The following is a 13,174-nucleotide window of genomic DNA, read 5'->3' as shown; positions in this document are numbered from 1 at the left end:
GGATACAGTAACTAATTTAACGCGCTAGTAGTTTTGCTTTTATATCGCTGTAACGCATCTGCTCACAAAGCGCAAAACCACTCAGTTGGCGCACTTTATTACGTGCAAATAATGGCACGCTCATGCCCGCTAAAAAGCGGCACTGGGTTTCAATACCTACACTGTGAATACCTTTTGTTGCCATGTGCGCTAAAAACTCATCCACTTTTTGATAAACAACGTCATCGGCAATGTGAGCAGGCTCTATTGAATACTCAAGCTTTACAGCATTACCACGGCATACACTACAATGCCCGCATTGCGCTGGCGCATTTTGATCGTCAAAATAGCGCGCCAAATTATAGCTTAAGCAACTTTGTAGCTCAAAAAAGCGTACCAATGCAGCTATACGTTTAATCTCAGCTTGTTCTTTTTCGATAAAATAACTGTGTAATTGTTTTGCAAGTTCAGGGTTATTTATAACCTCACTATGCACTTTGTAAACTTGGGTAATACGTTTGGTTTCAAGGGTTATTAGGTTTTTTTCGGCTAGGTAGTCAAGCGCGGCCACTACGCGTTTACGGTCAACTTGGGCGGCTTGGGTAAGGGTGTCAAAATTAAGCGTGCCCCATATTTTTTTAAAATCGGTGTGGCTAAATATTTGCGTTAAAAAAGCTTGGCGTTGCTCGTCAAACTGGCTAAGTAGTTCGTTTTTATCAACCAAAAACTTGTATTTAAAATCGGCGTAATAGGCGTACTGCGGCGTTATTGCTCCTTGCATTTCTAGTTGTACCAGCAAGGTTTTAAGCGCTAATTGGCGAATGTTACTTTCGCTCGATAAGCTGTACTCTTGCATTTCCCATTGCTGCGGCTGGGCTTTAATATCGTTAATTACGTATTCAATGCCGCTCAGCTCAGGGGTGTCGCCATACACAAAGTTTTCTACTGTGTTTAGGCCATCTAAATTAGCCAAGGTGTAGCAGTTTGATGGGTTGCCATCGCGCCCTGCGCGGCCAATTTCTTGGCTGTAGTTTTCAATTGATTTTGGTAAATCGTAATGAATAACAAAGCGAATATCTGATTTATCAACGCCCATACCAAAGGCTATTGTTGCCACAACAACGTTAATTTTACCCGCCATAAAATCATCTTGAATTTGCCACCTTAGTGTATCTTCAAGCCCTGCATGATACGCAACCGCTTGAATACCTTGCGCACTTAGCGTATTAGCCACTTGCTCGGCACTTTGCTGAAGCGTTACATAAACAATACCTGGGCCATTTTGCGCACGCACTATGTTTGTAAGCTCAGTGTTTTTATCAGCCGTTTTTACACTTAGCACACTTAAATCGAGGTTAGCGCGGTAAAAGCCGGTTTGTACAATGCACTCTGGGGCAATATTAAAACGCTCGCTCATGTCGCGTTTTACTTTTTTAGTGGCTGTGGCGGTGAGTAATAGTACCAGTGGAATATTTAGCTCTTCGCGGTATCGCGGTAGTTTAAGGTAGTCGGGTCTAAAGTTATGGCCCCATTCAGATATACAGTGCGCTTCGTCTACCACCAGCATAGACAGCGCAACTTGGCTTATAAACTCTCTAAAACGCTCGTTTTTAAAACGCTCAACCGACACCATTAATACTTTAATTTTACCATTTCGTACATCGTTCATTACGGTGCTGCTTTGCATTTGGTCTTGGCTAGAATCAAGGCTTGCTGCGTAAATACCTTTGCTATTTAAAAAGCTAATTTGATCTTTCATCAATGCAAGTAAAGGCGACACCACCAAGGTTAAGTTTGGTAAATGCATAGCTGTTAGCTGATAACACAACGACTTACCCGACCCCGTAGGAAATATAGCCAGTGACGATTGCCCATTTAAAAGCTGCTCAATGGTTTGCTGTTGCCCTGCTCTAAATTGGCTAAAACCAAAATGCTGCTCAAGTGATTTAATTAATGGCGTGGTCATAAATATCCTTTTTGGCTAGGGAATGGGCTTTAACAGCAAAAGTGCAACGTAAATGAAATATTTGCATATACCCCAAAGCATCTCAATATAAGAGTGTCTGTTGGCATTAAAAGCAATTTAGATAAAGCATAGATTGTAAGTATTAGCGGCTTTATTGCAACAATCAACAAAGCACTAAAACCTATTTTAAATCAATAGATTAAAAGATTTAAAAGCTTTTAATATCAGCGTTACACCCTATTAAAAGCAAGCTGCCTTTTATGTAAAATAACGCCTTTATATTAGGGCCTTGTAAAGCGCTAAATTTTTCATATTGAGGCAATTTAGACCTTAGTATACAACAAATAAGCTTATCAATTGCTGACATATGTTTTATTTAGGCGCAAAATACGCAGCAGATGCTCAATGGTGCTAACAGCCAAGCTAATTTTGTATACCCAAGTGATTTTTTATAAGCGTTATAAGCAGATTATTTGGGTATATTATTTTTTAAGGGCATTGCTATGAATATAACTAAACCTAAAATCGTCGTTATTGGCGGTGGCGCAGGCGGACTAGAGCTGGCAACACAATTAGGGCATAAATTAGGGAAGAAAAAACAAGCCGAAATTCTTTTAATCGATAAAAACCGCACCCACATATGGAAGCCGTTACTACACGAAGTAGCGACAGGCTCTATTGACCCTGATTTAGATGGCGTTGTGTATTCAGCCCACGCTGCAAAACATCATTATAATTTTCAGCTTGGTACATTTTGCGATATAGACCAAAGCAATAAAACCATTACCCTTGCACCGCACCTTGATGAGCTAGGCCACACTATTTTGCCACAGCGCAGCGTACGCTACGACCACCTTGTTATTGCCATTGGCAGCGTAAGCAACGACTTTAATACCCCAGGCATAAAAGATCATTGCTACTTTTTAGACTCAAACCAGCAAGCTGAGCGCTTTCAGCATTCATTACTCGACAGCTTTACTCGCCTTCACCAAGACGATAACCAACAGCAATCATTAAATATTGCCATTGTGGGCGGCGGCGCAACCGGTGTTGAGCTCTCGGCAGAGCTTTACCATGTATCTGAATTATTAAAGCTTTACGGCCTTACAAATATGTCGTCTAAGCGTTTACATATTCATTTAATAGAAGCGGGGCCCCGTATTTTGCCCGCCCTACCCGAGCGCATAGCCGATAGCGCAAAGCGCGAGTTATTAAAACTCGGCGTAAACGTACGAGAGCAAACACTGGTAAAAGAAGCCACCGAACAAGGGTTTATCACAAAAGACGAAGAACACATAGACGCCGATATAATGGTATGGGCTGCAGGTGTAAAAGCGCCAGATTTTATTAAAGATTTAGGTATTTTTGAGCTTACTCGTAGCAACCAAATTCAAGTAAACGAGTTTTTACAAAGCACCGTAGATGAAAGCATTTTTGTTATTGGTGATTGCTGCGCCTTTACCCAAGAAGACGGAAAGCTCGTTCCACCGCGTGCGCAATCGGCGCATCAAATGGCGCTATGTGTAGAAAAAAACCTCATTGCCACGTTAAAACAACAGCCATTATGCGGCTTTAAATATAGCGACCATGGCTCTCTCGTTAACTTATCGCGCTACAGTACGGTAGGTAATTTAATGGGTAACTTAACCAGCAATACCTTTTTTATAGAAGGTAAAATTGCTCGCTTTATGTATATATCACTGTATCGCATGCACCAGCGCGCCATACACGGCAGCGCAAAAACCTTTGCGTTATGGATAAGCGAAAAAGTACTGCGCGTAGTACGCCCTAAAATGAAACTGCACTAGAACATAAACAGCAGCTAAATAGTCAAGAAGCTTTAATAGGTAATGTAAATTATCTTTTAAAGCTTTTTTGCTTTATGCGTATCTAAAATAGTACCATGCAGTTAGATGTAATTGTAATTCAAGGGATTGACGCTAATGAAAAAAGTACTTTTTGGGATTGTAATAATCACTGCTTTAGCTGTTTATTTTTTTCAAACTCAACCGCACTCTGTAGCTGTAGAGCAAGCAGAACAAGTTAAACCAACCACCTCTCAGACCAGCGTAGTTAATAAAAAGCAGCCAAATGAGGACTCACCGCTACAGGTAGTTAATAAACTAAAAAAACAGATTAGCCTGTGTAGAGATCAGTCACAACAACAAAGCAATAAAGTACAAACATTGAATCAATCGCTTGTTTCATTTTTTGTAAGTGAACTTAAAAAAGGGACATCGGTATCCACGCTTTTAAAGTATACAGATTTATCAAAAATCAATCAGCGTACATACATTGCCCTTTTAAAAGATGCCATTATTGCAGAGCAAAAGCAGCAACTTAACATTACTAGCTCTTTAAACGAGTTAGCTAATTGGCAAGGTATTGAGGCAATTAAGGGCTTCACCAATGATAAAGTAAAAGAAATGATTCAACAGCTTGGAGATAATAAGCATAACCCTCCAGGACTTACTCTGAGTGTACCCCTTGATGAAAATGTACAAAAAGAAACCCTTTATGCTTTATTAAACAACACCGATACATTTACCACTTACTCTAAAACCTTTATTAAACTTGAAGGCAGTGAGGTAATTTCTCCAGCGACATTGTTTGTGCTTAATGCAAATAAATTTACGCCAAAAGAGTTTGAGCAGGCTATTTCATCTAACCAATTTACAGTGAATGAAGTGGCTACCGCTATAAAAAACGATATTCCTAATGAGTATATTATTGCGCTTTTACAGCAAGTTCCCGTGCTAGATGCCATGCCGTTATACGAAAAAAACACTGTTTTATATAACTTAGCCGATATTGCGGTCAGTAAATTTAATTTACCTCTTGTAAAAGCACTGCAAACAAAAGGGATTACGCCAACCAACGAGCCAGGCCTATTTACAGGTTTAGACGTGGCTATTGTAAACCTGCCTAAAAGCGGTAACTTAACCCTAGCCCCATTAGATACTAAGCACACCCAGCTTTTAGATTATCTTAAAAAGCGTGGTTACAAAGCACATAGCGGCAATGCGAATGAAGACCTAAATAGCAAAGGGGTATTTTTTGTAAATGACTTTATTTACCAGCAAGGGGCCTATATTAATAAGCAGGACAACCCAGCGCAATACGCTTACTTTAGCCCTATTAGTAAAATTAACAATAACGCGTTACCCCAAATAACTGAGCCTGATAATTCTGATGTTGCCCTTTTTTTAGTAGATTTAAAGCAGCAAAAAGCGCAGCTAAACAATAAAAGGCAAAACTGTGAGCTGTTACAACAACAGTTAAAAGATACAGAGCAGCTGCACACAGTAATGCAAGCTTATGACAAAGTTCAACAGGTTAAAAATAAGCACGGATCTAACTTTGTACGTGTTTTGCACGATATAGACCCTGTTTTAGTCAATTATTGGTGGAGTAGTCTGAGTAACCAGCTTTCAAACGATAGAAGCCAAAGCACATTTAACGAATATTTATCTAAGAAAGAATATCAAAAGGCTTATGAATACAGCCTCAGTACGGTATTAACTCAAGCCGAAACCGATACGCTTTTTTCTTTATTACTCTTAAACCCTGATGATTTAATCACTACTTGGCAAAACCGCATAAACCCTAAGCCACCGCGTGAGTTAACACGATTAAGCCGCTTTTCGCTAAATCATTGGCAAGCACTCGCACAGGCGGGTTTTGATTTTTCGATTACCGATATACATGGGCGCGACGTTTATACACAAGCTGCATCGTCTTCTTCTGAGGCAGTACAATTTTTAATTGATAATAAAATACCGGCTGATCCAAGTAAGCTTGGCGTAGATATACTCGACTTAGCACTAGAGCAAAGTTACACCAAAGGGGAGTTAAGCCCAATGATTCCTTTAGCTTTGCAGCTTGTGGAAAAATTTGAGCCAAACCACTTAGCCCGCGTAGCACGATTAAAAATGTTTTACCCTGAGGTTTATCAGCAGTTAATTCAGCTAAACCCAGCGCTTAAGCCTGCCCAGGGCACAGAGCTAAATCATTATATGTTTGATAATCACTAAATAACCCGCTAAGCACGCTAACGCCTCTTAGCGTGCTATTTGAAAAATTAATGTCTTTAATATTTAACATTGCCTGTGTAGAGTATTTAAAACAATTAAAGGATTAGGGCTATGACGGGTAAAACGCTAATTTTTAATTTTGATGGTACTGGGGGCGAGCCTCGCGATGCAGAGCAATTTAGCTCAGACCATTTTAAAGAAGACAGTAGTATTTCTAATATTCTTAAGCTGCATTTATTATTAGGCGGCAAACTCGATGACTCCCCCACCACTCCATTTACAAACCAGCTTAGCTTTTATTATCAAGGTATTGGCACTAAAGGTAGCCGCTTAAAACGTATTTTAAACCAAACTTTAGCGCCACGTGGTGACGATGTTGCTAGTATTTTAAATCAAGCCATGGGTGATTTTAAAGCGCATTACCAACTAGGCGATACCCTTTTACTTACCGGCTTTAGCCGAGGCGGCGCACTCGCTAGGCGTTTTGCAAAAATCCTAGAACCTTTAATTAGCGATAATGTTTACGTATGTGTATTTGATACTGTGGCCTCAATTGGTTTATCGAAAGTCAGTAAAGCAACGCGCGGTGCCGAGCATGTAATATTTGAAAACCACACCATTGCTAATAATATTTCGCAGGCACTACACTGCGTAGCGCTTGATGAAAAACGCCGTGCGTTTGAACCCACCCTAATGAACCATCAAAATAATATTACCGAGCTTTGGTTTGCAGGGGCGCATTCAGATATTGGCGGCGGTTATTACCGCGATGGCCTAGCTGATATTTGCCTGCGCTATGCGCTTGAATGGTTAATTGAGCAACCACTTAATATTAGCTTATTAACCAGCCACGACATTGACTACGAAACCTTATTGCCTGGCAGTAAATTAGTTGACCAAGACGATGTAACCGTAACGCCCGATCCTCTGGCTTTAAGCCATCAGCAAAATTACTTTTGGTTTAATCCCTTTTTTAAATTGGTGGATAGGGAGTGCTATGTACTTATTGATAACGAAGCCAGCAACTTAGAACCACATATACATCAAAGCGTAGCTACACGAATTAATAAACTAACTAGCTATCGCCCAGAATCGCTTAAAAACCTGCATTACAAAATTAGGTATAACGATAACAGCACATTAAGCTTTACTGGTTTAAGCCAACACATTGCCCTTGAAAACCAAAACATGAGCGTATTACAAGTTTCGCAAAGCCAAGATGTAATAGTGTTTGCCAGCGAGGCACATAACAATACAGGGCTTATGTTAGTTGAAGGCGCAACTTATAAGTTTGAACCCTATCCCAATCAATTTTGGTATGACGACGGTATAAAATGCACCTCAAGCGGCTGGCACCGCGATAATGTGCAATTAGGGGTTAAAGAAATCCCCATGGCATTGCTTGAACCATTTAGACGACTTCCAAGAGCGCAGTGGTTCTCTTTGGTTGGCGCAATTAACAATAACGACGAATATTTATTTGAAATAGCCAATGGCGCTACAGTAACCATTACTAAATCAGGTGAATTTAGCCCATTTGCCAATGACTTAAGCCGATTTTACGGCGCCAATGCAGGAAAAATAAAAGTAAAAGTAACCCGCATAAGTTAAATGGGCTGTAGGTGCGCAGCTTGCTGGCGTTTAAAAGCAACGCTTTAACTGGGAACCACCGAGAAGCGAAGGAGAATACCTAGAGAAGTGACTAAACGTTACGCGTGTTTTCTGTGTGTAGCGCGAAGCGCCTCGGTGTACTCGGTGGTGATATACAGATAACTTATACTAATTTACTTTGGCTGCTCGTTTACTTCTCTCTCTTCTCTTTGTGCATATTGTATTAAAGATCAATAAACCACAAAGAGGCTTAGAGGCGCTTCACTTTTAGAGAAGTAACGAGCATTTTACGCGAGCAAGCTTCGCGCCTACCGACAAAATTAACACCGAGGTAAATTACCCTGTAGACGCGCAGCTTGCTGGCGTTTTAAAAGCAACGCTTTTACCCTAGTGTTAATCCCCTTAATTTGAGGCGGCTAAGTCCGCTTCAGCATCGGCAAGCATGGCAAACTCTTCATCCGCACTTTTAGCGACTAAATGCTTAGCGCTATAGCCAAAGTAATAAGCTGCACCAATCACAAATAGCACTACGGTGTATAAAAATGCACGAGGGTCAAACGCATACACACCCGTTAATGCAATAAGCGATAACACTAACGCAATACCCGATGTAACCACGCCACCTGGCGTTTTATACGGGCGAGCTAAATTAGGTTGCTTAATACGCAACATAATATGGCTCAGCGCCATTAACGCATACGATACCGTTGCACCTACCACCGCCATAGCTAACATTAAATCGCCCTCGCCACTCAGTGAGGCAATAAATCCAAAAATAGCGGGTACAATTAACGCACGCGCGGGTACTTTGCGCTCTGTAGTAATTGATAACGAACGCGGTAAATAGCCCGCACGCGAAAGCGCAAACACTAAACGGCTATAACCATAAATAATCGAAAAGAACGACGCGACCAATCCCGCTAAGCCTAAAATATTTACCACAGTGGCTAAGCTTGTATTCCCCGTGGCGTTAAGCGCATCAACTAAAGGAATTGCACTGGCGCCCATTGCGTTTGCACCACCAGCAGCTGGAACTAATACCACAACAAGTAAAGCGGTAAACAGTAAAAATAACATAGCGCCAATAATGCCTTTAGGTACATCTTTAGCCGGATTTTTAGCTTCTTCGGCAGCAAGCGGCACGCCTTCTACTGCTAAGAATAACCACATAGCAAAAGGCAATGCAGCCCACACACCATACCAACCAAGTGGTAAAAATTCATTTGCACCTGCAGCATTAGTTACCGCAACATCAAATAAATTAGCCGCGTCAAAATTAGCAATTAACGCCACGGCGGTGGCAATAATAGCCAATACTGCTAAGCCACTTATCACCATCATTACTTTTAGCGCTTCACCCACACCCGCTAAGTGAATACCTACAAACGTTAAGTAAAACAGTGCATATACCCACGGGCCATTAAAACCCGTTAACGCCTCAACCGCCGAGCCAATAAATATAACAATGGCGGCGGGGGCTAATGCATATTCAATTAATACCGCAAGACCAGTTAAATAACCCCCAGCAGGGCCCATCGCTTGACGCGCAAAACTGTAACCGCCACCCGCAGCAGGAATTGCTGCCGACATTTCAGCAAGCGATAACACCAGCGTTAAATACATTATTGCCATTAACACCGCAGCAATGGCAAATCCGCCCCAACCGGCTTCGGCTATGCCAAAGTTCCAGCCTGCAAAGTCGCCCGAAATTACATACGACACCCCTAGCCCTGCAAGCAATAACCAGCCCGCAGTACCACTTTTTAACTGCCTTTGTGCAAGATACTCTTTATTGTTATTAGACATATTGACCTCTTTTTATGGTTTTATTCCGCGATTAAAAAATTTGTGGTTTGAACCTGATGCTCTATTACATCGTCTTGTGTTCTGTCTTTTAAGTTAACCCCAGTAAGCCCGCACTTTTTGGCCTCTTGCAGTAAATATACGGCTCTTCGGGCAGCCTCAAAGTAGCTAAGCCCTGCAGGGCGAATATTAGAAATACAATTACGGCACGCATCGTTAAGCCCTGTTTTTGGCTCCCACGTTAAGTAAAGGCCAAGACTGTCGGGGGAGCTAAGCCCCGGGCGCTCACCAATTAATACCATTACCACTTGTGCATTTAGCAGCTCGCCAATATCATCACCAATCGCTACGCGGCCTTGCTCTACTAGGGTAATTGGCGCAATTTTGTAAGGTGAGGGCTCAGTAGGAAGCTGCTTTAAAAGCTCGCTTATAAATGGCTCTGCGTTTTTTTGTACCGCCAACGACGAAAGCCCATCAACTACTACAATGGCTAAATCGTATTGCGCCTGAGTACTGTTTTGCCTATTTTGCATAGTGTTTAAAAGCGTTGTACGCCCTGCTTGGTTTAGCTTTCGTCCTAAATCGGGGCGCTGTAAATAAGTAACACGATCAACAGCCTCACTTTGTACACTTAGCGGTTTTTCAACCTCGCTAAGCGCATCAATAGCACTGAGTGTTTTTGTCATTTCGCTAATATCTAACGGAAAGTTAACCGCATCGCGCGCCTGAGCATGCGATAGCTGAAACGCTAGCATTTCAGATGTAGGTAAACTAATGCCTGCGCGGCCAAGGCCTATACGGGCATCGGTAAAACGACGTAAATCGCTCCATGGGTTTTCAACCACTTTGCCATTATCGTGATCGTGGCTGCTTTGCGTGTTTATGCTTTTAACCGCTTTCATTACATCCCTCCTTGTACTGCTTTTAATGGCTTAGCAAAGGCAGTTGGTAAGGTGTTTGATAAAATAGTCTCGGCGGTATTTTCCATAATTTTCATTTTGCTAAGCCACGCTTCAAACTCGGGCGCTGGGCGCGAGCCTAAAACTCGGCGCACATATAAGGCATCATGAAATGAGGTAGTTTGGTAATTAAGCATAATATCGTCCGAGCCTGGAATCCCCATTACAAACGAGCAACCCGCCACGCCTAATAAGGTGAGTAAGTTATCCATATCGTTTTGGTCGGCCTCGGCGTGGTTGGTGTAACACACATCGCACCCCATAGGTATGCCTAAAAGCTTGGCACAAAAGTGATCTTCAAGCCCTGCGCGGGTAATTTCTTTACCATCAAATAAATACTCGGGGCCAATAAAGCCTACAACGGTATTAACTAATAAAGGGTTAAACTTGCGTGCTACAGCATAAGCACGCGCCTCACAGGTTTGTTGGTCAAGCCCATGGTGTGCATTAGCCGAAAGCGAGCTGCCTTGCCCGGTTTCAAAATACATTACATTATTGCCAACCGTGCCACGCTTTAAGCTCAGCGCAGCATCTTGCGCCTCTGCTAGTGTATTTAAATTAAAACCAAAGCTTGAATTTGTAGCCTCTGTACCGCCTATAGACTGAAACACTAAATCAACGGGCGCACCTGCTTCTATGCATTCTATGGTGTTAGTCACATGGGTAAGCACGCAGCTTTGTGTTGGAATTTCGTATTTTTGAATTACATCATCCATCAGCGTCATTAACTTAATGGCTTGCGCTACGTTGTCGGTGGCGGGATTAATGCCAATTACCGCATCGCCATTGCCGTATAAAAGGCCATCGAGCATGCAGGCAGCTATACCATTTATGTCATCGGTTGGGTGGTTAGGTTGCAAGCGGGTTGATAAATGCCCAGGCAAACCTATGGTGTTTCTAAACGCGCTTTTTACGTGGCACTTTTTAGCAACAAGTATGAGATCTTGATTACGCATTATTTTACTTACCGCAGCGGCCATTTCAGGGGTAATGGCTTGCCTAACACTTGCAAGTACCGCAGGCGTTGCAAAATCACTTAATAACCAGTTTCTAAAATCTCCCACGGTTAAGTGCGATATAAGCTTAAAAGCGTTTGCATCGTGCTCATCAATAATAAGGCGTGTAATTTCGTCTTGCTCGTAGGGAATAAGTACATCGTTTAAAAATGTTTTTAGCGGTACTTCGGCCAATGTCATCTGCGCTACAGCGCGCTCTTGTGCCGATTGTGCAATAACTCCCGCTAACCTATCACCCGAGCGCTGTGGCGTAGCTTTAGCCATTAACTGCGCTAAGCTCTTGAATTGATAAGTATGTGTTCCTAAAGTATAACTGTACGTATGCCCCATGATTTACTCCGCATAACTAATATTACAAACCTTGGTATAGGTCTTGCCTCATATAAGCTATAAATCAATTTTGAATAGTCACAAGAAGGCTTAATTTGTACCAAGTGGCTATCGAATTTTGGCAAATCACGTTTTATTATTTTATTTCAGTAAGTTAATGCCTTTATTTGGCATTCACTTAAACTAAAAATATGTTTACTTTAAAAGAGCATCACCTATATGGCGCAGCAAGGCAGCAACAACGCACCACAAAAGAGCAAGGTATACACGCACGATATTGACGAGCAAGCCCATAACCTCACTCAATGGCAGCAAAAGTACGACCAAGTAAGCGATGGCCGCTTTTATGGCTGTATAGAAGGCGTAAATTACAACGATATTCATGCTTTTAAAGAGTACACCGAGCGTGCGCTGCGCCAGCAATGCAACATAGCTCCTAACTCTATTTGGCTTGGCATACCGAGTCAGTCGCAACAAAGCAAAATTAATGGCCTTGATGTAGCGAGCAATCAATTTATGTGCCGTACCAGCAGCAGTGACTTTGAGCTAATTACCCCTGAGCAATTTGATATTTACGGTTTGGTTATTGATTGGCATTCCATTGAGTACATGGCGCAGTTACAAGGCGTAACAATTAAAAACCTATCATCTGCACAATCTGCTCGTTTAACGGTTAGTGACTCATCGCTGCAAACAGCAAGGCAAATTATTAACAGTATGGTTATAAACAAAGGCTTTGGGCTTAAACCAGAGTCACAGCAAGATATGCTTAGTATGTTAGCACTACACTTATTGCAAGCCGATAACCCGCAGCAAAACATAGCCCCAAGCTACAAACACCGTAAAGCGGTGGTCGATAAAGTAAAAGAGTACGTGGCAGCCAACCCACAAAAAACAATAACCATAACCGAACTTTGCGAGCTTACTTTTGTTAGTAGGCGCACGTTGCAGTACAGTTTCGAAAGCATTTTAGGTATTAACCCGCTTAGGTTTTTACGTTTAACTCGACTTAACAATGTAAGGCGCGAGCTTAAAGTGGTTGGACAAACTAAGCCTATATCAATCATAGCGGCCAATTGGGGGTTTTGGCACGCAGGGCAATTTACTAAAGATTACACGCAGTTATTTGGTGAAAACCCCTCTCAAACCATCGCCAATAATTTAAAAGAAAGTGGCCTAGATTTTTAGATGCTTAGCATCGCGCGTGAGTAAGCTTCGCTTTTAGAGAAGTAACTAACATCTTGCGAGAGCAAGTTTCGCGCCTACAACTTTCACTTCTCATTTACTCCTCATTCCCTTCTCTTTGTGCATTTTTGTATTAAAGATCAATTAATCACAAAGAGGCTTAGAGGCGCTTCGCTTTTAGAAAAGCAACTAATGTCTGGCGCGAGCAAGCTTCGCGCCTACAACTTTCACTTCTCATTTACTTCTCTATCCCTTCTCTTTGTGCATTTTTGTATTAAAGCTCAATTAATC

The 13,174-nt window shown here is 41.9% G+C and carries 8 protein-coding genes; 4 read left to right on the top strand and 4 right to left on the bottom strand.

Annotation, left to right across the window (positions count from 1 at the left end; translation table 11 throughout):
• Nucleotides 1-16: 16 nt before the first annotated feature.
• Nucleotides 17-1,945 (bottom strand): RecQ family ATP-dependent DNA helicase, encoded by a 1,929-nt coding sequence (locus PSH54_RS00880; protein ID WP_121638252.1) that lies wholly within the window; start codon nt 1,943-1,945, stop codon nt 17-19.
• A 503-nt stretch (nt 1,946-2,448) separates the two neighbouring features.
• Between PSH54_RS00880 and PSH54_RS00875 the strand changes: the two genes are divergently transcribed.
• The 3 genes from PSH54_RS00875 (at nt 2,449) to PSH54_RS00865 (ending at nt 7,590) form a co-directional block, all read left to right on the top strand.
• The gene (locus PSH54_RS00875) at nt 2,449-3,753 is read left to right on the top strand and encodes an NAD(P)/FAD-dependent oxidoreductase (RefSeq protein ID WP_004586960.1); all 1,305 of its coding nucleotides are present in this window, start codon (nt 2,449-2,451) and stop codon (nt 3,751-3,753) included.
• A gap of 135 nt (nt 3,754-3,888) precedes the next feature.
• Complete coding sequence (locus tag PSH54_RS00870; protein WP_273605205.1) at nt 3,889-5,979, top strand: cupric reductase; 2,091 nt, start codon at nt 3,889-3,891, stop codon at nt 5,977-5,979.
• 111 nt (nt 5,980-6,090) lie between these two features.
• A complete protein-coding gene (locus PSH54_RS00865; protein WP_273605204.1) occupies nt 6,091-7,590 on the top strand; it encodes a phospholipase effector Tle1 domain-containing protein in 1,500 nt (499 codons plus the stop codon).
• 402 nt (nt 7,591-7,992) lie between these two features.
• On the opposite strand, the gene eat is transcribed toward PSH54_RS00865, so the two are convergent.
• The 3 genes from eat to PSH54_RS00850 are packed head-to-tail and all read right to left on the bottom strand — an operon-like array spanning nt 7,993 to nt 11,698.
• Nucleotides 7,993-9,396 carry an ethanolamine permease gene (gene eat, locus PSH54_RS00860; RefSeq protein ID WP_273605203.1) on the bottom strand — a complete coding sequence of 468 codons (1,404 nt, stop codon included), beginning with the start codon at nt 9,394-9,396 and terminating at the stop codon, nt 7,993-7,995.
• A 20-nt stretch (nt 9,397-9,416) separates the two neighbouring features.
• Nucleotides 9,417-10,295: an ethanolamine ammonia-lyase subunit EutC gene (gene eutC / locus PSH54_RS00855; RefSeq protein WP_273605202.1), complete on the bottom strand. Its 879-nt coding sequence runs from the start codon at nt 10,293-10,295 to the stop codon at nt 9,417-9,419.
• Entirely contained in the window at nt 10,295-11,698 is a 1,404-nt protein-coding gene (locus PSH54_RS00850; protein WP_054982089.1) for an ethanolamine ammonia-lyase subunit EutB, read from the bottom strand. Before PSH54_RS00850 ends, eutC begins: the two co-directional genes overlap by 1 nt.
• A 219-nt stretch (nt 11,699-11,917) precedes the next feature.
• Here PSH54_RS00850 and PSH54_RS00845 point away from each other — a divergent pair, with 219 nt between their 5' ends.
• On the top strand, nt 11,918-12,886 hold the full coding sequence (locus tag PSH54_RS00845) for a helix-turn-helix domain-containing protein (protein ID WP_273605201.1): 969 nt from the start codon (nt 11,918-11,920) through the stop codon (nt 12,884-12,886).
• Nucleotides 12,887-13,174: the final 288 nt, after the last annotated feature.

The organism is Pseudoalteromonas sp. Angola-30, assembly GCF_028599215.1.
GTDB classification, from domain to species: Bacteria; Pseudomonadota; Gammaproteobacteria; order Enterobacterales; family Alteromonadaceae; genus Pseudoalteromonas; species Pseudoalteromonas atlantica.
Note: the sequence above shows the minus strand (reverse complement) of the source record. Positions and strands in the feature narration are given on the sequence as shown.

Bases quoted from the DNA above. Each gene is read 5' to 3' on its own strand.
- eat (WP_273605203.1), bottom strand. From the start codon at position 9,396: ATGTCTAATAACAATAAAGAGTATCTTGCACAAAGGCAGTTAAAAAGT.
- PSH54_RS00875 (WP_004586960.1), top strand. From the start codon at position 2,449: ATGAATATAACTAAACCTAAAATCGTCGTTATTGGCGGTGGCGCAGGC.
- PSH54_RS00850 (WP_054982089.1), bottom strand. From the start codon at position 11,698: ATGGGGCATACGTACAGTTATACTTTAGGAACACATACTTATCAATTC.
- PSH54_RS00865 (WP_273605204.1), top strand. From the start codon at position 6,091: ATGACGGGTAAAACGCTAATTTTTAATTTTGATGGTACTGGGGGCGAG.
- PSH54_RS00845 (WP_273605201.1), top strand. From the start codon at position 11,918: ATGGCGCAGCAAGGCAGCAACAACGCACCACAAAAGAGCAAGGTATAC.
- PSH54_RS00870 (WP_273605205.1), top strand. From the start codon at position 3,889: ATGAAAAAAGTACTTTTTGGGATTGTAATAATCACTGCTTTAGCTGTT.
- PSH54_RS00880 (WP_121638252.1), bottom strand. From the start codon at position 1,945: ATGACCACGCCATTAATTAAATCACTTGAGCAGCATTTTGGTTTTAGC.
- eutC (WP_273605202.1), bottom strand. From the start codon at position 10,295: ATGAAAGCGGTTAAAAGCATAAACACGCAAAGCAGCCACGATCACGAT.